The organism is uncultured Paraglaciecola sp. (assembly GCF_937123705.1).
Classification (GTDB): Bacteria; Pseudomonadota; Gammaproteobacteria; order Enterobacterales; family Alteromonadaceae; genus Paraglaciecola.
Genome location: NZ_CAKZKO010000215.1, coordinates 14,846 through 36,297 on the forward strand (window position 1 = coordinate 14,846; position 21,452 = coordinate 36,297).

The following is a 21,452-nucleotide window of genomic DNA, read 5'->3' on the forward strand; positions in this document are numbered from 1 at the left end:
GGGAAATGAGCGCAGCTATCGACCAGGCACTTACAATATTTGATGCTGAAATTTTTGTCAGCAACAGCGCGACAAACGGGTACGCCGCTGGCTCTACAACGCCAACCGACCCTACCAGCAAATCCGACCCGTATTCTGAAATGTGGCGAGCGCTGGACTACGCAAAAACGACACTAACGGGAAATGTAAAAATAACGATAAACCCCGGCGACTACCCAATGCGCGGGCCTTCCGTAGCACAGCATTTTTCGTTAGACGAGGACGACAGAATATTCGCGTTAAATGCGGATGGCGGCGCTGTCAATGTCACGCACGACAATACAGTTAATGATTCAAACCTGATTTATTTTAATTTTTATGTCAGCTCGGTGGGGTCAAACATCGCTCTGATATTGATGGGGAAGGCATTTTATTTCCAGCACGAAAACACAAATCCCGCCAACCCGTTTATCCGGTTTCCTGATGATACGGCGGGTGCTAGGCTCGTCAGCATAGCCGAAAAGGTCACGTTCACTGGTGCCAACCTGTTTTGGTCGGGCATAGGCGACAATTTCACCTGTTATTTCCGCCACCTGCGAATTCATAACTGCTCAGAGCCTATCGTTAATGCCTCCACGCTCGATGGGGACAATATGTATTTTGGCCGATTGGAGCTTATCGACAATGAGAGCCGTCGAGACCTTGGCGTATGGAGTCAGGTATACGACACCCGCTTTAATTGTGGAGACACGGCTTTCAATGTTGATGAACTGATAGTCCATAACACTGAATTTTTTGCAGCCGACAGCCGAGCCAACAACAAGGTCGGCATCGGCCTCGCCCACATGACTGCGCACGTCAATCACGACACTATTCAAAAAGTTCGCGGCGATATGGTTGTATATAACGGTGTTATTCATTCTGCGCCAGATGATCTATATAACCTGCACAACGGCATTGTGATCAATGGTGGCGCTAGTTACCTAGACGGGGATATTGCGCCAAAACGAACGCTAGCAGCCCGACGATCAACAGGTTCGCTGTCATTAAATTTTGATGACGCAAACAGTCTCGATGATTTTGTAACGGCGTGTGACTACATCGCTACGCAGGGCTACGGGCATAAAATCGGTATAGCAGTCGAGACCCATCCGGGCGGCACGTTATTGAGCGCAGGGCAGATCACAAAAATTCAAGCGCAGGTGGCACGCGGGCATCACGTATATTTGCATGGCCGAGGCTCTTTGGGTGTTGATGCACAGATAGCTATTACGCTGGTCGGCGCAGCGGGGGACACGTATGAGGTTGCAGGCGGCGTGCTGACTGTACGACACACAGGGGGCACTGTTGCCGCCCCATTTACGTTGTCATCCTACACGTCAATGAATGATCTGGTAAACGCGATAGCGCCATTGCCGGGAATTACTGCTGCAAATTCGTCGGAGTACACGGCCAGCCCTAGCGCAGACCCGGTAATCATTGACTCGGTGGCATCTACCAGTATTGCTACATTGCAAAACGTCCCCATTAGTGAGGCGGCTCTGTTGCAGAGCGAAATAACAGACGCAAAAACGCAGCTAGAATCGCTAACCGGCGCTACTGTCAACGCGTTTGTGTATCCTAACGGCGTTGTGACCGTTGCGGCAGCAGCGGCAATTGAGGCGGCAGGCATGGCCGCAGGGCGGGCCGTGAGAAATGCCAGTGGTGGAGAGCTAATACCCTACAACATATCTGACAAAGACTATCTGACGGAGTATCAGGGCGCGCTCCCGTATTTTACCCGCTCATTTAGCGGCAATACTATTTTTGGCGCCAACGCGAACCAGATCAATATAGATGTGAAACGAAAGGCGGCGGGGCTGGCTGCGCTGGCTGAACAATCAGGTTACCCGTTCAACATCTATGGGCATGAATTCGCGTCCAGTGGCGACACTATGACGGAGGATACTGTCGAACGTGTTTTTGATGGGCTTAATGACTACGGCATGAATTTAGTTCCATTTGACGATCAGTGGGTTACCGCTAAGGCGCACGCTGGTGCGGTAATTACAACGGATAGCTCCGGCACATGGAACGGATACAAGCGATTAACTATTTCATTTAATGATGAAATATCACACGACTACAGATTTTTAGCGGCCAGCGGCAGCGGCGGTGGCGGTGGCGGACTTGGCCTAACCAGCAAGTCGGCGCTTTCCAGAAATTTACTAAATAGGTGACACCATGCAAAAACAGGTTTTAACGCTCACGACTGCCGACAATATCAAGCGTATTGCCCTCGATGGCCCGCACCAATTGGAGGTTGGTGGCACCTTTGGCTCAGGCACTGTGACGCCATACGGTTACTCCGAAGAAATTGGCAAGGGTGCTCAGCTTCAGCTGGATGGCTCGGCCTATTCCACCACGGCAGCAGATTCACTCACTTGCAGTGCAGCCTATAGCCAATGGGAGCTGACAGGCTCTAGTGGCGCGACCGTCACACTGGTCTTCACGCCGATCAAGCAGGGTACGATCAACGCCTAATGACCAAGCGCAGCTCAAGAAGTAAATACGACCCGGCGATGGCCGAAAAGCTGCCCGGCCTATTCAAGAACGGCGAATCCGTCGCCGAGGTCTGCGCCGTGCTGGGCATTGGGAAAAAGTCGTTTTATCGCTACATCGAAAAGCACGCAGATTTTGCCGAGGCATACGACAAGGGCAGGGATTTATCTGAAGCATGGTGGCTCAAAAAGGGCCGCAATGCCGTCAACGGCAAAGCCAAGCACATGGATACCACGGCGTGGATTTTCAACATGAAAAATCGATTTGGATGGGCTGACAAGAAAGAGGTGTCCGGCCCTGACAAAGGCGCTATCCCTATTGCAGCAAAGATCAGCTTTGTCGGCGTCACTGCCGATGGTCGCCGCAACCCGGAAAGCAATAATCATGACAGCACTGGCGAACCAGCTTAACGTCAAAGTTGAGCACATCGACCGCCTCGGTGTCCTGCTCGCCAAACCCAAGCGCCTGAAAATCCTTGTCGGTGGCCGCGCCTCCACCAAATCCACCTTTGTCGCTGATTACATATTGGCCCGCGTCTCAACAGGCGAGTCATGGTGCTGTGCGCGTGAGTACCAGAACTCTATCGAAGACAGCGTGCATGGCATGCTGCAGGATGAGATTGAGCGCCTGTCCCTTCCCGGTTTCTGGCCCAAGCGCAACGAGATCGATCACGAGTACGGCGGGCATATTTTTTACCGTGGTCTGGCGCGCAATATCACCAGCCTCAAGGGTATTCGCACGCACGGCCTGTGGATCGAAGAGGGCGAAGCCACCAGCAAGCGCTCCCTGACGACACTGACCGCCTCGCTGCGTGTTTCGGCACTGGAGCAGCAGAAAGCTGAGCTATCAGGCACTGACATCCAGATTCCAGAGATGTGGATTACGATGAACCGGGGCAGCGCCAAGGACGCCATTGCACAGCGTTTCCTGAAGCGCGCCGAACGCGACCTGACCAAATATGGCTACTACGAAGACGACTACATGATCGTCATTGAGGTCAATTACGATGAAAACCCGTGGTTTATGGGCTCTGGCCTCGAAAGCGAACGGCTCGACGACCTGAAGACCATGACCACGGCTGAATACGAGCACAAGTGGCTGGGCAAGTACCTCGATACGGTGCCGAACGCGATCATCGAAACCGACTGGTTCGACGCCTGTATCGACGCGCACAAAAAACTGGGCTTCGATCCTACTGGGGCCGAGGTCGTTTCCCACGACCCCAATGACGGGGGCGAGGATGATGCGGCGTTGGCCTATCGGCATGGCGTGGTGTTTCTGGATGTGCAGGCCAAGGAAGAGAGCTGTCTGGTCAACGAAGCCTGTCACTGGGCGCTGGATTACGCGCTCGACAAGCGCGCTGAGCAGTTCATTTGGGATGCTGATGGCGTGGGTGCTGGCCTGCGAGAGCAGATTGACACCAAGATTGCCGGTCGCCACATGACCGCTCATGCGTTCTATGGTGGCCGGGGTGTCGACCGAGAGCACGAGAAGTATGTCCCGATGGAAAGCGAGGCCGAAAAGAAATCGAAGACCAACAAAGACACATTTTTCAATCGCCGGGCGCAGTATTATTGGGATGTACGTAATCGTTGCCTGAAAACCTATTTGGCAGTAACACAGCGCAAATACATCGACCCGGACGAGCTGATCAGCTTCAGCAGCGATATTGCCCAGCTCGATGTCCTGCGCGCTGAATTGTGTCGCATCCCGAGAATTGCAAACCCGCTGGGCAAAATCCAGATCATGAGCAAAGAGCAAATGGCTCAGCTAGACCCGCCCATTGATTCGCCCAATATGGCCGATTCTGTCATGATGAGCTTCGCTTATCAGGCGCCCCGACAGAAGAAATCACGCCGCGCACAGATGAGCGCGAAAAACTACTATCGAGACCAGACATGAAAACTCCAGTCACGACGCCACGCACCCATTCTGAAATCATCGATCTGGTCGACAAGGACTACTACGTTGTCGACGAACAGCGCGACAACACCAACGAAGACATGCGCTTCTGCGATGTGGATGGCGCCCAGTATGACGACTGGTTTCGCGAGCAGTTTTCAGAGCGGCCCAAACTCGAATTCAACAAGGTCTATCAGGCCGTGTACGAATTCTCGGGCAACTGGCGGGAAAACCGCTTTGATGTGAAGTATCGCCCTGAAGACATCAAGGCGACGGATGACGACGCCGACCTGATGAACGGCCTGTTCCGCAAGGATTTCTATCGCGACAACGAGGGCACCGAAGCCTTCGACAACGCGGTCGATGAAATGGCCAAGGGCGGTTATGGCGCCCTGCAGATGGTGACACGCTACATCGACGACGAAGACCCGGAAGATGACCGCCAGGTGGTCGAGTTCGAGCCGATCTATTCAGCCTACAGCAGCGTCATTTGGGACAAGAACGCGAAGAAGCCCGACAAATCCGATGCGCGGCACGTCACAGTGCTCAAGTCGATGAGCCGTGAAGCCGCTGAAGCCGAGTTTGGTGATCAGGCTGAATCAGCATTCTCGCCACCCGATCGCAGGCGCTTTAACTGGCACACCGGGCAGACCGTCTGGATCGCGCACTTTTACGAAATACGCACTGAACGCACCACAGCGTGCACGTTTGAAGACCCGCTGGGCAGGCGTAAAACCCTGTTCAAGGACGAGATTGGCAAGCACTTGGAAGAGCTGGCCGACATGGGCTACGAGCAAGTGCGCGAGAAAAAAATCAAGCGCCGCTCGGTGTGGAAATCCATTCTTGGTGGTGGTGATTATCTGGTAGAGCCACGTCGCATAGCAGGCAAGCACCTGCCGATCATCCCCATTTACGGCTACCGGGGCTACATCGACGGGCAAGAGTTCTGGTACGGCATCGTGCGCAAGTACAAGGACGCCAATCGCCTGTTCAACATGGCAGCAACGGATGTGGCCGAGAACGCCGCGACCACCTCCAAAGACATGCCTATTTTCACGGATGAACAGGTGGAAGGCCGCGAGCAGCAGCTGCGCGAAATGCACCTTGGTAAATACAACTACGCGGTCATCAACCCGGTGGAAGGGCCGGAGGGCGAAGACATCCATGCGGGTCCAGTGGGTACGTGGGCGGCATCCCGTGTCGACCCCAACAATGTCAGCCTGATCCAGATGTGCGGCGACTTCATGGCCGCTGGCATGGGCTCCAGCCCCAAGGAAATCGAAGAGGCCAGCCTGTCAGGCGTTGCTGTCGACCGTCTGCGAAAAATTATCGATGCCAAAACCATCATCCTGACCGACAACATCAAGAAAGCGATGCACCGGGCGGGCGTGGTGTACTCATCGATTGCTGGCGAGATTTACGACTCCGAGCGCATTGAGTACATTCTGCAGCAGGACGGTACGGACAAGATGGTTCGTCTGTTCGACATTGTGGTTGACCGCGAGACGGGCCAGCCGAAGTTCATCAACGACATCACCACCAAGAAATTCGCCATCACGGTCGATACGGGACCGGCTTACGCCTCGCAGCGTCGCGAGACCATCAAGGCGCTGCAGGAAATTGGTGAGATGGCGACCGAGGATTACCAGCCGCTCATATTGGGTGAAATTATCGAACTGCTGGACGGTGTTGGCCTGACCGACCTCAAGGATTACAACCGCCGCAAAATGGTACAGCAGGGTCTGCGCAAACCGGAGACCGAAGAAGAACAAGCCATTGCGCAGGCAGAGCAGCAGAAGCAGCAGTCTGCCGAAGAGGAGCTGTTGCGCTCGATGGCTCGCAAGGAAATGGCCGAAGCGCAAGAGCTGGTCAGTCAGGTGCAGAAGAACGCCACGCAGGCACGCCTCAATACCGCGAAAGCCATCAGCGAAATGCACGGCATCCAGCTGGATCGCCTGCAGGCCACCAACGATGTGGTTTCACGTGAAACGGTTGAAGCAGGCCGGGAAGTGGCTGCAGAGACCAAGCTGCCCGACCTCGACCGCGCTTCTAAGCTGGCCGACATTGCTACCAAAACCGCTAAGGCGCGCAGGGATAACGCCGAAGCTGAGGCGCAGGTTATCGAAAACAATTTCGCTCGCAGCAAGATTGCACAGCTTTCCGAGAGTTTGGACAAGATGGGGGCGGCATGATGGGCGAAATATCCAACCTGCTCGACTTGGGCAAAGCGACCGGCACTGCGCAGGAGAAGAAGCCGCTTGGCGTCAATGAGCGCGCCATGATTGCTATCGCCGTGCAGCTGGAGAGCATACTCAAGCAGCTGCGGCAGGGCGGCAACGAGCAACGGAAAAGCCTCGATGCTGCGGTGCGAAAGGCTGGCGACAGCGTGATGGACGCACTGAAAAACCTGCCCGCTTCCACACAAGATGCCCCAACAATACAATTTCCAGACATCCCTGCGCCGCAGGTAACGGTTAGCGTAGAGCCGCTAGACACCGGTCTGGTTAGGGACATGCTGCAACCTAACCGCCAAATACTGGGGCAAATGATTGCATTGACCAAAGCCTGTGAAGGCGTGGTGTCTGCCATGCAAAAGCCGTCACCCAGTCGCGATTATCGACTAACGGTTAAGCGCAACAAGTACGGCGACATAGAAACCATCGACGCCAAGGCGCTATGAGTTCGCTATTCGGTTTTTTGGTAACCTGCTTAATGGCTACATACACCATCACATCAACGCCTGTGTTTTACGATCAGGATGGCACCATCAATCGCACCGAGTATCTAGGCTGGGGTCAGGCGGCCGATGAAAACTCCAACGTTTACGATCTGCAGGTCAACGATGGCCAGCCCAGCATGGTCAAGTCTTATGGCAAATATCATGTCTATTACGCGGGACAATTTCGCAGTGTTATTAGTGGAATTCCCGGCGACTGGGCGCGAATGTTTACCCTGCGAGGTAATTACGATGTGTTTCCTGCCGGCATCGAGTGGCGCGATGATTTATATACCTACAGCAAGGACAGCGGCGCATGGATTGTGCTGCCATCGATAAACCAGCAAGACGGTCATCAGCAAACGACATTTATTTTGATTGGGAGCGGCGCGGTATATCAGCATAATGGTCAGTACAATCCGCTGGTTTGGACCAGTCAGCAATTCGGCAATCCAGACACGAAGCAGCGCCTGCGAAAACGAAGAAATGACGAGGACGCCCTGCTTGCCTGTGTGGCTGCATGGCTTGGTACGGTGGACTGATGGGCAGACTATCCCGGCTGATTGAAAAGGTCGATGCGGTTAGTGAGAGCCTAAAAGCGAGCCGCTCAGTAGGGTATAATGTACCTGACATTCCGCAAAGGAATATTAGCAGTGACTACCTATCGGACCAGCCAGCCGCAAGCGATGAATATGGGGATTTGCTCCAGACGATTGATGGCGAAAGACTTATCGCGCCCCACGTTGCAGGACGCAGAAAAACAGGCGGAGGAGACGAGGCTATTGACCAAAAAGAGCTTGAATTTCTCGCGCAGGATGCTGGTGCGACAATTAGCTATGTGCCAAGAAGGTCAATTGGAAATGACGCAGGACGAGTTAAAAACGCTCATGGAAAGAATCCAGAGATACTCATCGATAAAGACCTAACTGGTGGCAAAAAATATAATGTAGAGTCGCATGAGGTTTCCCACATCATCGATGAGAAGGCGGGGCAGTTAAGCACAAAAGGAATTAAAAAAGACCTAGAGAAAATTTACAACGAGCTAAACAATCCTTTTTACCGTGACGGGCAAGCAAGGAAGCAATATGCGCTGCCGCAATATGATATGGACAGGGAATTATCGGCAGAAGCCATTCGCGCGTATCTTCAAAATCCCAACTGGATAAAAACAAAATATCCTGCGGCTGCTAAACGCATTAGAGAAACGGTCAACTCTAATCCAGATATAAACAAACATATCCAGTTTAATACTCTGGTGCCCGCAGCATTGGGCGTAGGAATGATGGGCCAATCCGAAGACGCCGAGGCCATGGCTGAGCCGGCCAAGGCGCCTGAAGACAAGGGCTACTGGCGCGGCGTAGGCGAGCGAATCAAAGACACAGCCGCGACTGCCAACATTGCGGCCAATCTGGCTGGCACCTACGCTGAGGATGCCATAGCCGGAATCACTGGTATTGGTGGATCAATCCTGCACGATACCGATGAAGGCGCCCGGCAAGTCCAAGCAGTACGCGATTTTGTTCCCGATGTGCCGCTGCATCCACGCGCTCAGGCCATCCTGATGGGCCTGATGGGTCGCGCCCAAGACCTGCCAGAGCCGATACGACGAGTGGGCAGTGCTTACATTGACCTGCCAGAGACAGTAGGCGATTACGTCGCTGAAAATGTATCGCCGGCTGCCGGCGCTATCACTCGCGCGGGTTTCGAGGTTCTTCCTTAACCGATTTAAAATGACACTTTTCGGCACCTGTTGACAATTCTTGTCACTTAGGCGCAAAATTGCGCGCAACCGGGCACTGACCCGAGAGCAATACCTACCACCCCACGGTGAGACCCTTTGTATGGCTGAAGACAAGCTGGACGATAAGACCGTCGATAACGACGAGGCTGACAAGCTCAAGCAACAAGCGAGCGACGAGGCTGGAGAGCAGAAACCCGAAGGCGATCAGGACAAGCCAGCCGGGAATCAGGACTCTGAAGAAAATGAAATCGTTTTAGCGGGTCAAGAAGAGTCGCCATCTTCGCAGGCTAACAAGCCAAATAATGACCAGCACAGCAATACCGATGCTGTCATTAAGCGAATGAAACGCAAGCGCGAACGCATCGATGCAGAAAATGAGCAGTTGCGTCGAGAAAACGAGCAGTTGCGACGGCACGCGCAGTCGCCGGGCGCAGGGCAGAGGCAGCACGATCAATCGTTGCAGCTTCCCAAGCGACCGACACGAGCCGAGTTTAGCTACGACGAAGATAAGTTTGACGCTGCGATAGCGGAATGGACCGAACAGGTTGCCGATGTCAAAGCCGAGGCTAGAATTCGCGAAGCCAATCAAGGCCAGCGCACAATCGCTGCACAGCAGCGTGAGGCCAAAGCACTCGAGCAGTACGCCAAAAGCGCCAACGCATTGAAACTTCCGGACTTCAACGAAGCACAGGAAGATGCGCTGGATGTTATCGGCACTGATTTCGGGGTTATGCTCGCGAGGGAGCTGCCAGATGATGCACCAAAGCTGGTGTATTTCTTTGGCAAAAACCCTGACGAAGCGCTGAAATACCGGGAAATGTTTGACAACAACCCCGGAGGCACGACATTCGCCCTTGGCAAGCTAGCCGAACGACTTGTTATTAAACGTAAACAGTCTAGCGCAGCCGCACCAGAGGATCGCATTGAGGGTGAAGGGCTAGCAGGTGGAGATAGCAGTCTCCAAGGCCAGCTAGCCAAGATCGACGAAAAGCTCGAGAAGGATGAAATTTCACCCGCTCAGGCAATTCGCGAAACCCGCCGTATAAAGCGCGAATTAAAGGAACAAGCAGCTGCTAGCTAGACTCCATTTTTATAGGAGTTATTAGTCATGTCCAGTCAGGCCAAAATTGTCACCCGCGTACTGGGTGAAGAGCTTGAAAAATTCGAGGCAGACAACATTTGTTTGCGCCAGTGTATGGTCAAGCAGATGGGAGGCCAGACCGGCCACCGCTCGGAATTCACCGAGTGGCACGATGCCCCGCCCATCGCCACCGTTGTCACTGGTTCGACCCCGTCGATCTCGAATTTCAACGAAATCACGCACCTTGCGGTGCCTCACAAGGTCACTACGTACTACACGCGACCTTTCAAACTCACCAACAACGATACGCTTGATCCGTCTGAGCTAAGTCGCCAGATGCGTGCTGCCATGCAGGCCATCGATGCGGGCATTAACCGCGCCGTGGTCAACAAGGTGGTCGAGGAAGGCGGTCAGTTCGTGGGTCGCACGTCTGCGCTGTCAGGTTTTGCCGACATTGCAGCGGTCGATACGTTGCTGACTGAGCAGGATGTCTCGCAGGAATCCGGCAAGACCATGATTCTGAATGCTGGCGATTACAACGCGATGGCAGCAGACTTGGCGGGCCGTGAAACCCTGCAGGGCCGGGCAGAGAATGCCTACGACCGTGCTTTCATTGGCCAGATGTCAGGTTTTGACACGTTCAAGACCTCGTTTGCGCCCAGCAAGGTCGCTGCTGCGCCTACCAGTATCACGGTCAACGGTGCCAACCAAGACTATGATCCTGCGGCGTTCCAGACCACCACTGCCGGTGAGCCTGAAAACATCGATAACCGTACCGCCACACTGACAGTGACCGGCACCATTTCCGGCGCTGTCGCGGGTGACAAGTTCACCGTTGCGGGCGTCAATGCGGTATCGCTGGTCAATAAAAACGACACAGGCAACCTGCGCACGTTTACGGTGGTTTCTGTTAGCGGTCAGGACATCACTTACAGCCCGCCCATCATCGTCGACTCGGGTACACCGAACTCGACAGTGACACAGGCGCGTGATGACTATGCCAACTGTTCAGCAGCCCCGGCCAACGGCGCAGCGGTCACCTTTGTCAACTACGACACAGCGCTGACCAATGTGTTCTTCGAGAATGACTCTGTGTGCATCAACACCGCACCCGTAGTCGGCACCGAAGAGCAGCTGGGTGGCATGATCCTGATGAATGAGACCACGGAGCGTGGCTTGAACATCATTGTCGCCAAGCAGGGTGCCATCGCAGACTTGAGTACGGAGTGGAGGGTCACGGCGCGAGCCGGTGTGACGATCCGCGACCCGATCAAGTGTGGCATCTTGATGGGTGCGCAAACGCCTTAACCAGCACTACCAGTAGAGGGCGGGTCAAACCGCCCCTTGTTTTCGCCACACCCCAACAGTCAGAGGTAAATTTATGTCACGCAAAAAGCAGAAAAACAACAACTACGACCCTGCAGCGGAAGAGAACCAATATCCCAAGTGGGTCGACGGTGTTCTATGTGCCGATGCCGAAGAGGTAGACGCGCTCAACAGCGTCGATGCCGAAGCCAAGGCCGCCAAGGCCGCCGCCGACGCAGAGGCCAAGGCCGCAGAACAGCAGGCGCTGCGTGATCAGATTCGCGAGGAAGAACGCGCCAAGCTGATCGAAGAAGCCAAAGCCGCCAGCAAGGAAAAGCCGAAACCCAAGGCCAAAGCGGCTGCCAACAAGGGCAATGAAGAGAATGGCAACAGCACAGAAAATAGTTAGTGATGCGCTCACTGAGTTGCGAATGCAGTCGGAATTGATACCGGCCGATCCGCAGCTTGAGCAGGATGCGCTCGATCGACTGATTGGGATGCTGGAAGAGTGGGCCAGCATTGGTGTCGCGACAGGCGTCACCATCCCAACAGTATTGGCGAGCGACCTGAACAACCCGCGCGACATCGAGCTGGGTCTGTCGCACTCGCTGGCGCTGGAAATGACCACGCGAGCACCCCAAGAGCCGGCGCGTCGCCTGCTTCGTGCATGGCGTCGATCCCGTCGCCGTATCAAGGCCAAATATGGCCCCAACCCGGTCCAGCAACTGCCCGGCAAATTACCGCTGGGGCAGGGCAACAACGTGGGGCCGCGCTCCAAGCGATTTTTCCCCGAGCCCACCACGCTGGGCAGCAATAGCGACAGTTTAGGCACCTGATTTATGGCCACGCGCATCATTAACCTGACTCGCACAACTACCGTCAATCGCACGGACGTGGTGCCTTTCGCGCCCGCTAGCGGTGATTCGGCCAAAAAGGTGACAGTCGAAGACCTGATTCGTGCGCCCGCGTACACGGTGGCAGCATTGCCCACGGTCTCGCTCACCATGAAGGGTGACGCGGCCTATGTCTCAGATGGGGCGAGTGGCGCAGCGGTCATGGCGTTCTGTGACGGCGTGAACTGGCGCCGTATGGACTCCTTGGCGATCCTTGCATGAGGCAGCCCATCCCGCTACCCAATGGCATTGTCGGGCTCGACGACTTTCCCGAGCTCAAGGAGTCGCTAGTCAATCTGTTCCGCGTTGAGTCTGGGCTACTAAAAGCGCCGGGCATCACCGGCTTTTCCACAGGAAACGGTGCGTGTCGCGGAGCGGTCACCTTTCAAGACGAAGCGTATATGGTCTCGGTGGGGTCATTTGCCAAAATTGCGTCTGACGGCACGTTTTCAAATCTGTCAGGAGGCACAGTGTCGGGGACTGCCAATTGTCGATTTGCACAGGATTACAGCGTACTGGTGATCCAAGTAGCTGGCGGCAATGCCTATGTTTATGACGGCACCAACTTCGGCCAAATCACGGACGGCGATTATGTGTCATCTAATGAAGTGGTCGCCATCAATGGCCGATTCGTGTTTGTGCCAACCGATGGCGGGCCTTGCTTTTATACCGATGTCAACGGGATGACCTACGCCGCGCGCGCTTCCTGTATTCCCGCCACGAATTTTTTCGACGCCGAGCTTTTGCCAGACAAAAATATAGGCGCCATCGTAGTCAAAAACGACCTGTATATTCTTGGGCAGGAAACTACCGAGCTGTTTCGCGATACCGGCGACACCGTGGCGACGTTTCGCCGTGTTGATCAGGGCGCAGTGCACACCGGATACATTGCCGGCAAGGCGCACTATCGCGGCACGTTTGCATTTTTGGGCAGAGACCGCGAGGGAATGCCGGACTTTTTCATAATGCAGCCCGGTCGAGCCGAACCTATCAGCAACCCGGCGATCAAGGAAATCCTCTCTGGCTACACTGAAGCACAGTTGTCAGCAGTGACATCGATGCGTTACGAGTGGAAGGACAAGGAGGTTATCGAGTGGCGATTGAGCGACATCACGCTGGCATACTGTGCCGGCAACTGGATATATCGGCGCTCAGGGGTCAACGACAATTATCGCGCGAACCACATGACGCGCGCCTATGACACCTATATCGTTGGTGATGCCACGACCACGCAAATTGGCAAGCTCGCTGATGTTAATACCGAATACACGGCGCCGGTAGAGCGCGTCATAGAAACGTTTGTTCGCGGGGAAAAGGGCAGCCACTTCGTTGCCGATTCGATAGAGCTCGACTGTCTGACCGGTACTGGCGTCACCGAAGGGACGATTTCGCTACAGGTCTCTAGGGACTCGCAGGAATTTCACCAGCCTGTATGGCGCAGCCTTGGCAGGCACGGCAACCGCGACCAGCGTGTTATCTGGCAGGGCGGTATAGGCCAGTTTGAATCTCACATGGGCCTGCGATTGCGCACCACCAGCGACGTAAACTTCAACACAAAAGCGATTCACTTCACCGGTTCATACTGATGCCCAGCCAGCAGACGCCGCAGCACGGTGACAGCATTGTCGATGCAGAGGGGCGTCCCACGCAGCCATTCCAGTCATTTCTGGACGATGTGGGCGACTTGGGCCTTGCTGTTCAGCTGCCTAAATATACAGTTGCTGGCGTGCCAAATGCTGCGAAATTTGAGGGGCACGCTATTTACGTGTCGAATGGCGCGCTCGGTTCGCCAATAATGGCGTTCAGCGACGGCACAGATTGGCTGCGCAGCGATACAATGCTGCCTATATCGGCATAGGAGAAAAACATGAGTCTCGAAAGCCTTGATTCTGCGCACGACTTCATCCAAGACCCGCTAGATTTGGCAGGCGTACGCGCTGCAGGCCGCACCGTTCGCGCGTCAGAGCGAGCAGCCCGGACGATGGGCGAAATGCTTGATCGGACGCAAGCTAACTTGCAACCATTTACCGATGCCGGCAACTCGATGCTGCCGGGGTTGTCGCGTACAGCAACACCGGGCGGCGCACTGGACTACGCAACGGCTTATGCCCCGATGTCTGAGGCACTGAACAGGCCGGCTATTGAAGACCGCATGCGCGATGTTAATTCTCAGCTGGGGGCCAGTGGTATGCGGCGGTCCGGCTTTGGCGTGGAAACAGCTGCCGATATAGAGGGCGACGCGCACATGTCGTTCTTGTTGAGTCTGCAAAGTTTCATGAACCAGCGACAGCAGCGAATCGCCGAGTTTGGCATCAATTCGGGTATGAAATTATCGCGACTGGGACAAGATAGCGCCGAGAGAACCGGCGATATGTTGGCGAGCGGCATATTGTCGGGCGCTCAAACACAGGCGCAAGGCGCTCAAAATGTAGCGCGACTAGGTGCTGCCGGACTGTCATTTTATCGCCAGCGCCAGAAGCCACCAACGACGACAAACGACACGCCTGTTGAATAGGCTATAGGGGGCAATCATGGGTCTGGGCTCAGCGTACAAAGATCACAAGGGATTCTATGGTGATCTCGTTGGTGGGTTTACGGGGAAAACCGGAAGCGATGCAGCAGAAGATGCGGCCGAAATCAGTGAGCGCGAGCTTCTTCGCCAGTTCAATATAACTCAAGGCAATTTGCGTCCGGCGCTGGATGCCGCTCACGCGCAATTACCGGGCGTGACATCGCAGGCGACCACTTACAACCCCTTTCAGATGAAGCCGGCAGTGGATGGCTTTCTAAATAACATCGAGGATTTTCGCGGCGATGCAGCGGCAGATTATATGCAGAGCGTCGGGCTTGATCGGCCGAGAGTGCCCGGTGCCGTGGCTGGTATTGATCCTGCCCAAGAGCTTGATTTACTGCTTAGCGCTGAATCCGACCTTTTTGAAAACCGGCTAGAGCTCTCAGGGCTGGGTGAGGGTGCCGGCTCAGTGTTGTCGGATCTTGGCCAGCGAACAGGCGCAAATATTGCGTCGAACGATATGCAGGCAGCACTGGCAGCGCAACAGGCTCAGGCGCAGGGGCAAAGCAACGCCCTTGGCTTGGTCGGCACCGTGGCTTCATTCTTCTCCGATGAGCGCATGAAAACAAACATTCAGGAAGTTGGCGAGCTGGATGACGGCACCAAAATATACAGCTGGGACTGGAAGCCGGAATTTGCCGAACAGATGGCGGGGCATTCAACTATTGGACCGCTGGCGCAGGATGTGGCCGACAAACACCCGGAGCATGTCACTATGGACGCTTCGGGTTATATGAAAGTGCTGCCCTCACTGGGCGACGAGGTGGCCAATGGTTGATTTTTCCCGATACAACTTGGTGGCAGACATATCGCCGCTGACTGATGAAATACGCCAGTTCAATCCTCGAAACCGCAAGCTACGCGAGCGCGAAGATAGGCTTGCCGGGCTCAATGAGAAATATCTGACGGGCAAGGTCGACAAACAAGAGGCCGAAGCGGAAAGGCTAAAGCTGTTGAATGGGGCGTACCGCGCGGTTTCCATGTTTGATGGTGACCTGCAAGATTTGGACTCCCTGCTCACCGATGCCAGCGAAGAAAACATCTATAACAGGCTGATCAGCTATCTTGGCAAAAACAAGGACGGTCTCGACCCTGATGATATGGAATACATAGCCGACGCGGCACCGCGCGCACTGGATGATCCCCTGAGCGTCATAACCGAGCTTCAGGAGCGCCGGGATTACACGGCAGACATGCGCGAAAAATCGATTTCTGCCCTGAAGTATCTAGGCGAAGACTTTGGCCCGGATGTGCAAAAGGCAGAAATATTGGAAGATGGCACGGTTATATTCGCCAATGACGACCGCTCTGTGACGGTCAGGCGTCCCGGTGGCGAAGAGGTCACCGGTCAGGCTGCAGCCGACGCCATAAAATCATCGAAAAAGTTCAAGTCAGAGGCTCGAGGCTATGAAAACGCCTTGAAGGTCGCCACCGATTACGCTGCAGACGTATATGATAAGTCAGGCCCTATTAGCGAATCCATATCGAGTCTTGAAGAGGGCGTGCGTTTAATCGATGACGGCGCAGAGACTGGCGTGTTTAAAAGCAGGCTGGCAACGCTCAATGCAAACACGCTGCGTCTGCGCCAGCTATCAAATCGTTTCGGTCTCGACATTATTGGCCAGTACACATTTGGCGCTTTGTCGGAAAAGGAAATGCGACTGGCTATCGAAACCGGGTCACCGCCAAAAAACCTGAACACGGCGCAAACCAAAGAATGGCTGCAGTCGCGGATAACTGCACAGAAAAAACTGTTGTCGGCCGTCGAAGAAATTGCGGGATTTTTGGGGGGCGGGAACAAAACCATCCCGGATTGGATTAAACACAAAAAAAGCAGCAAGCAGCGCCAGAGTGAAAACCGGGGCGACTCTCAGGGATCGGGCGCAAACCTGCCGCCCGGCGTTGATCGAGTCATAACGATACCATGACGACAATTCGAGTAAGGTCGAGCGACGGCACGTTTGATGTCACAGTGCCCGACGACATCCCGGCGTCAGACCAAGACCAGTGGGCACGCCTGAAGGCAAAGGCGTGGGCGTCTGGCGGCCCCGAGGCAGTCAAGGAACAGGAGTTCTTCCTCAGAGACAACCAGCAGCGCCAAGCCGAGCCGCCGCCCCTGATGGACCAGATTGCAGGCGCGACGCCTACCGCGCTGTCAGGCGCTGTCACGCAGCCGCTGTCAGCCCTTTACGGCATCGCTAGCATTCCATTCAGGCCAGAAGAAGCGCGCCAGATCGCTGACGACCTCGCTGAGGCGATGACGATTGACCCGGAGACGGAGGAAGGGCGCATTGGTCTGGAGCGCCTGTCTCAGTCGGCGCCCATTCAAACATTGATGAAGGCCCTGTCGGGCGCCAAGCCATTTATCACCGAGGGCGGCGGGGATATTGCCGAGTTCTATCTAGGTGAGGGTGCGCGCAAATACGGCGAGGCAGTTGGGGATTTCCTGCCAGAGATTGCCGAAGCGGCGGCGGGTATGAAACCAGCCATCAGTGCAGCAAGAGCTGCCGGTCAGGCAACCGTGCAAGCGGGCGGCGACTTGATGATTGCCGTGGGGCAGGGCGTTGCCAATGTCGCGGGGCGCACATTGGATACGACTGGAAAAATGCGGCCATCACAGATGATTCTGAGGCGCAGGGCACAGGACGCCCTAGAGGCCGGTGATGTGTTTAATGAAGAGGCTGCCGGCTTTCGACTTGTCGACGGCCGTCTTGAGGATCACCCCAATGCACAAGACGCCCTCGGCAACGGCTTTGACCCGCTGGTGGTCAATCACCTCAAGCACGCTAACGCGGCTACTAAAACGCAAGGTCGCCGTATGGTCGATTTACGTGATCGCATCGAGCGTGGCGCCATTACTCCCGAAGCCGGAGAAATGCGAGCCGCTGACATCGTTGGCCAAAGCGCCAAACACCGATACGAGCACCTGCAGGACACCATTACCGCTGCCAGAAAACGAAAAAACGTCGCGGTCAAAGACCTGCGAGGCAAACCCATCGACCTGCGAGAAGCTACCGATAATCTTGTAGGTCGCCTCGATGAGCTGGGCGTGCGCTATGGCGTCGACGCCAACGGTAATTTCGACCCATTGCAGCCGCTTGTATTTAAAGATTCGGTCTTTGCACTGAATCCTGCGGCGCAAACAAAAATGCAGGCATTTCTGTCCGATCTGGCGACGGCTGGCCGGGTCGACGCGCACAAGGCGCACATTTACAAGCTGGGCATCGATGATATGGTGGGCTACGGTCGCGAGTCGGCTGAGGGCATCACCGGCAAGGTAGAGACTTTTTTCAAAGAGTTTCGCCACGACCTGAATCAGTCGATTCGCCAAGTCTCGCCAGATTATGCCGATGCGAATGATGTGATGACCGACTTACTCGACACCGTAAAAGAGGTCGACGACCTGATAGGCAAAAAATACGACCCCACCGACCGCCAGTTCGGCCTGCTGTCGCGCAAAACGTTGACGAACTACCGCGATGGCGAGCGTGTGCTTCAGGTGATGAACGACCTGACCGAGAAAGCCAACAAGCACGGCGGTCAATTCGACGACAACCTGATGACGCTAACGCGACTGTATACGGACATGAATCGCGTCATCCGGCACGAAGCGCCGGGCGGCTTTGGCGGTCTGGTACAGGGCGCAGATTTGCGCCGTGGCCCCATCGACACGCTGGTTGATGTCGGCGTAACGGAGATCAACGCTCTGAGGGGCCGCGATCGATACTCTGCGATTCAAGCGCTAAAAAACCTTTTGGATGAAACCGATGGCTAAATTAGGCACCGAAGTTCCACAGTTTTTTGAAAATGGTGTGCCCTGTGCTGGTTACATCATGTATTTTGGCCTACCCAACCAAAACCCCAAGACCAACCCCAAGGCGCCGTATTCTGATGCGGCATATTCTGCTGCGCTCGATGAAAACCTGACGCTGGACGCCAACGGGTTATTCGCGGCCAGAGAGGTCTATCTCAATGGGTCATACTCCCTCCGCTTAGAGCGACCAGACGGCACCGAGTATTGGGAGCTCGAGAGCGTCGAGGGCTTTCAGGGAGACGCCGGATCGGTAACGACGACTTATGTGGACGCCAAGGTGCTGGAGGAAATCAGCAAGAACGACATGTTCCACAATGACAGCTCGCTGAATAGCGGCCTCAGTTTTTCGGTGGGTCCGTATCGCGTATCGCGCGCGAACGGTGCTGTGTATGAGGCGACAACGCCGACCGGTATCACCATGAACGATGGCACCACTGAGACGCTGGTGTTTAGCGTTGACGATGGGCTGTTCTACAAAGTCGACAACGACTCTATTGAGTCGCACCATTTACCGCTGTACACCGTCACAACGCTGGCAGGGGCAATCACCACCGCGTCCATTGTGGATAGGCGCTCGCATATCGATAGTCGTAACCGCCTGCCGGATGACTACATCACAGGGCTCATCGTCACTATTAACGCAACAGACGCCGACAACGACCTCGATATTGCAGCAGGGCAGTGCACAGATTCTGCCAATAAGCTGGACATGGCGCTGGCCAGTGGCCTGACCAAACAGCTGGATGCGGTGTGGAGCGCTGGCGATAATCAGGGAGGGCTATTCACCGGTTCCAAGGCGGTAAGTACGGATTATTATTTTTTCATCATATCGGACCCTGACGGCACTGTTGATGCCGGTTTCGATGTCAGCGCATCAGCCGCCAACAAGCCAGCTGGCTATACGCGCTATCGTCAACTGTGTGCATTCTCTACTGATGCCTCTGGCAATATTGATCCTGACACGTTTTCAAATACCGATCCGGAGTCGATCGGCAGCATTTTGTATGGCAACAGAATTGGACTGAGCGGCTTAGACACGTCATTCAAGTCATGGACGCTTATAGAGGACTGGGCTCTCAAGACGGGCACGACGCTAACATGGGAGCAAGCCGCCATTGCTGGGTTCTCTCGTGTGCGTCTTGAATTTCGCCAGTGGTATGACACCAATACAGGCTCTGGCGAAACGCCTATTTATCTGAATGTCAGGCAGTCGGGCGTCTATAGCACGGATGGCGATCAGCGCGGCATAGGCGACAGCATTGTGGGCTTTACATCGTGGGACGCCTCATCGTCATCAGGCATACAAATAATAGACGGGCTTCCAGATTCTGGCACAAGTTACGTGGCGGGGTTTGTGGAGCTTGCGCTGGTCGATATAGCGCAGCCGTGCATCTTGACTGGCAATGTATTTTCGCACAACTTCAGCACATCATACGGCCTATCATCAGTTGCCGCGCTTTATGGATTCACCGGATCGCCCAGCGCAATAGATGGGTTCAGGCTTCAGCCCCTATCGGCAACATCGTTTAACCAGAGCGGTTATTTTCGTCTGCTGGGGCAATAATCCCACCCAATAAAAAGCCCGCCGAAGCGGGCATAGCAAGCACAACAAAAAAATAATTATTCACCAAACTCAGCATCGGCTGGCGGCATGAACGTCACCGGCACTGCTCGCCTGTGCCGACCCATTTTGCTATCTTCAAAACTCGACCGCTCCTTGCTCGACCAGTCCACGCAACACCACCAGACAGGCATCAAGGTCTGCCTCGGCATCGTGCGCGTTCTTCAGGTCTTCCCCGGTGAAATGCTTGTAGCACTTCGCAAGGCTTGGATAGCGGCCAGCGCCAACAGTCTTGATCGACTTGTTCATGGTGCAGATAGTGCGCTCTTTGCTCATGTACTGCTTCACATCATCAGCAATAGCTCGTCCGAAAAACCGCATCATGGCAATTCGCACTATGCGCTTGTCGAAGCTAGCATTGTGGGCCACTATCATGTCGGAGCGCTTAACCATTTCAATGAACATTCCGGCCACTAGGTTTTCATCCACACCAAAGCGTGTCGCCTTGTGGTTATCAATGCCGTGAATCTCGACGACCTCTGGCGGGATAACCCAGCCACTAGGCTTCACGATAAATTTCATCGACTGGACGATTTCACCTGTTTCCCAATCAACCTGCTTGGCGGCAAGCTGAACAATATGCGGCTGGCTTTCGTCATCACTGGGTTTTTCGTACTCTGGCAGGCCAGAGGTTTCTGTGTCGAATGCTGTGAGTATCATATTTTCTCCTTACTCTCTATTGGTGGCTACAGATCGAATTTTACTCGTCGCTCAATATTTACTAGCGCATAGGGCAGTTCAATCTGCTTGACGCCCTGCCGGTACAGTCGTGCTCGCCGCTGATACAGAGCGTTAATTCGCTTATTCCTGCGCTTCATTGCGGCTGCTATTTTCGCATTCTTTTTCATACCCTCACCCCATAGGTCTATTGAAAGTGGTTAGCTATCAAATAACTGCAATGTTTTTGTATCGCCGCCAAACTGCTCATCGAGTATGGGCTTCATCTGGCAGTTGCCCTTGTCGTCGATCAGGCAATTCATTGCCTCTCGTAACTTCTCGTTGCCATCATCCAGCTGCCTATAGTTATAAGTCGCTTGCACAAGCAAAATCGGGCAGGGCGCATCATCAGCTATCGGGCAGTCCATACACTGCTGGTCTAACACTCCACCCTCACTGCTATTTGAAAAATAAGCCATTATCCACCCCATAGTTGGTTGTGTTAAACATCACAGTGACGCAATAAGTATGTCAGTGCGACGTTGAATATGGTGTTATGCGCCTAATGCCGGATATGGAATCCAGCCACTGTAAAACCCGTCTTGCGTAGAGTATTCCTCGTTCCACCTC

General features: G+C 54.6%; 22 protein-coding genes. 20 read left to right on the forward strand and 2 right to left on the reverse strand.

Annotated elements, in window-relative coordinates; translation table 11 throughout:
- Positions 1-5: 5 nt before the first annotated feature.
- From Q0688_RS26730 to Q0688_RS26825, 20 genes are all read left to right on the forward strand, one after another.
- On the forward strand, positions 6-2,198 hold the full coding sequence (locus Q0688_RS26730) for a hypothetical protein (RefSeq protein ID WP_299084886.1): 2,193 nt from the start codon (positions 6-8) through the stop codon (positions 2,196-2,198).
- A 4-nt stretch (positions 2,199-2,202) separates the two neighbouring features.
- Entirely contained in the window at positions 2,203-2,502 is a 300-nt protein-coding gene (locus Q0688_RS26735) for a hypothetical protein (protein WP_299084889.1), read from the forward strand.
- Complete coding sequence (locus tag Q0688_RS26740; RefSeq protein WP_299084892.1) at positions 2,502-2,930, forward strand: hypothetical protein; 429 nt, start codon at positions 2,502-2,504, stop codon at positions 2,928-2,930. The genes Q0688_RS26735 and Q0688_RS26740 overlap by 1 nt, the downstream gene beginning before the upstream one ends.
- The gene (locus Q0688_RS26745) at positions 2,905-4,422 is read left to right on the forward strand and encodes a phage terminase large subunit (RefSeq protein ID WP_299084895.1); all 1,518 of its coding nucleotides are present in this window, start codon (positions 2,905-2,907) and stop codon (positions 4,420-4,422) included. The genes Q0688_RS26740 and Q0688_RS26745 overlap by 26 nt, the downstream gene beginning before the upstream one ends.
- Complete coding sequence (locus tag Q0688_RS26750) at positions 4,419-6,614, forward strand: portal protein (RefSeq protein WP_299084898.1); 2,196 nt, start codon at positions 4,419-4,421, stop codon at positions 6,612-6,614. Before Q0688_RS26745 ends, Q0688_RS26750 begins: the two co-directional genes overlap by 4 nt.
- Positions 6,611-7,102, forward strand: a complete 492-nt coding sequence (locus Q0688_RS26755; RefSeq protein WP_299084901.1) for a hypothetical protein — start codon at positions 6,611-6,613, stop codon at positions 7,100-7,102. The genes Q0688_RS26750 and Q0688_RS26755 overlap by 4 nt, the downstream gene beginning before the upstream one ends.
- A 32-nt stretch (positions 7,103-7,134) precedes the next feature.
- Positions 7,135-7,680, forward strand: a complete 546-nt coding sequence (locus tag Q0688_RS26760) for a hypothetical protein (RefSeq protein WP_299084904.1) — start codon at positions 7,135-7,137, stop codon at positions 7,678-7,680.
- Positions 7,680-8,858, forward strand: coding sequence for a hypothetical protein (locus tag Q0688_RS26765; RefSeq protein WP_299084907.1), 1,179 nt, complete (start codon positions 7,680-7,682; stop codon positions 8,856-8,858). Before Q0688_RS26760 ends, Q0688_RS26765 begins: the two co-directional genes overlap by 1 nt.
- A 121-nt stretch (positions 8,859-8,979) precedes the next feature.
- A complete protein-coding gene (locus Q0688_RS26770) occupies positions 8,980-9,960 on the forward strand; it encodes a hypothetical protein (protein WP_299084910.1) in 981 nt (326 codons plus the stop codon).
- Positions 9,961-9,987: 27 nt separating this feature from the next.
- Positions 9,988-11,268 (forward strand): P22 phage major capsid protein family protein, encoded by a 1,281-nt coding sequence (locus Q0688_RS26775; protein ID WP_299084914.1) that lies wholly within the window; start codon positions 9,988-9,990, stop codon positions 11,266-11,268.
- Between the two features lie 73 nt (positions 11,269-11,341).
- Entirely contained in the window at positions 11,342-11,674 is a 333-nt protein-coding gene (locus Q0688_RS26780; RefSeq protein ID WP_299084917.1) for a hypothetical protein, read from the forward strand.
- Entirely contained in the window at positions 11,649-12,101 is a 453-nt protein-coding gene (locus Q0688_RS26785; protein ID WP_299084920.1) for a hypothetical protein, read from the forward strand. The genes Q0688_RS26780 and Q0688_RS26785 overlap by 26 nt, the downstream gene beginning before the upstream one ends.
- A gap of 3 nt (positions 12,102-12,104) precedes the next feature.
- Positions 12,105-12,380: a hypothetical protein gene (locus tag Q0688_RS26790; protein ID WP_299084923.1), complete on the forward strand. Its 276-nt coding sequence runs from the start codon at positions 12,105-12,107 to the stop codon at positions 12,378-12,380.
- Positions 12,377-13,744, forward strand: coding sequence for a packaged DNA stabilization protein (locus Q0688_RS26795; protein ID WP_299084926.1), 1,368 nt, complete (start codon positions 12,377-12,379; stop codon positions 13,742-13,744). The genes Q0688_RS26790 and Q0688_RS26795 overlap by 4 nt, the downstream gene beginning before the upstream one ends.
- Complete coding sequence (locus tag Q0688_RS26800) at positions 13,744-14,016, forward strand: hypothetical protein (protein WP_299084929.1); 273 nt, start codon at positions 13,744-13,746, stop codon at positions 14,014-14,016. Before Q0688_RS26795 ends, Q0688_RS26800 begins: the two co-directional genes overlap by 1 nt.
- Before the next feature lie 9 nt (positions 14,017-14,025).
- Positions 14,026-14,673 (forward strand): hypothetical protein, encoded by a 648-nt coding sequence (locus tag Q0688_RS26805; protein ID WP_299084932.1) that lies wholly within the window; start codon positions 14,026-14,028, stop codon positions 14,671-14,673.
- A gap of 16 nt (positions 14,674-14,689) precedes the next feature.
- Positions 14,690-15,508, forward strand: coding sequence for a tail fiber domain-containing protein (locus Q0688_RS26810; RefSeq protein WP_299084933.1), 819 nt, complete (start codon positions 14,690-14,692; stop codon positions 15,506-15,508).
- Positions 15,501-16,658 carry a hypothetical protein gene (locus Q0688_RS26815; RefSeq protein WP_299084939.1) on the forward strand — a complete coding sequence of 386 codons (1,158 nt, stop codon included), beginning with the start codon at positions 15,501-15,503 and terminating at the stop codon, positions 16,656-16,658. The genes Q0688_RS26810 and Q0688_RS26815 overlap by 8 nt, the downstream gene beginning before the upstream one ends.
- A complete protein-coding gene (locus Q0688_RS26820; RefSeq protein ID WP_299084942.1) occupies positions 16,655-18,505 on the forward strand; it encodes a hypothetical protein in 1,851 nt (616 codons plus the stop codon). Before Q0688_RS26815 ends, Q0688_RS26820 begins: the two co-directional genes overlap by 4 nt.
- Positions 18,498-20,108 carry a hypothetical protein gene (locus Q0688_RS26825; RefSeq protein WP_299084945.1) on the forward strand — a complete coding sequence of 537 codons (1,611 nt, stop codon included), beginning with the start codon at positions 18,498-18,500 and terminating at the stop codon, positions 20,106-20,108. The genes Q0688_RS26820 and Q0688_RS26825 overlap by 8 nt, the downstream gene beginning before the upstream one ends.
- A gap of 135 nt (positions 20,109-20,243) precedes the next feature.
- Here the strand turns inward: Q0688_RS26825 and Q0688_RS26830 are convergent, their stop codons facing one another.
- Together Q0688_RS26830 and Q0688_RS26835 are read right to left on the reverse strand one after the other, a co-directional pair.
- A complete protein-coding gene (locus Q0688_RS26830; RefSeq protein WP_299084948.1) occupies positions 20,244-20,825 on the reverse strand; it encodes a 3'-5' exonuclease in 582 nt (193 codons plus the stop codon).
- Between the two features lie 218 nt (positions 20,826-21,043).
- Positions 21,044-21,301 carry a hypothetical protein gene (locus Q0688_RS26835; RefSeq protein ID WP_299084951.1) on the reverse strand — a complete coding sequence of 86 codons (258 nt, stop codon included), beginning with the start codon at positions 21,299-21,301 and terminating at the stop codon, positions 21,044-21,046.
- Positions 21,302-21,452 lie beyond the last annotated feature (151 nt).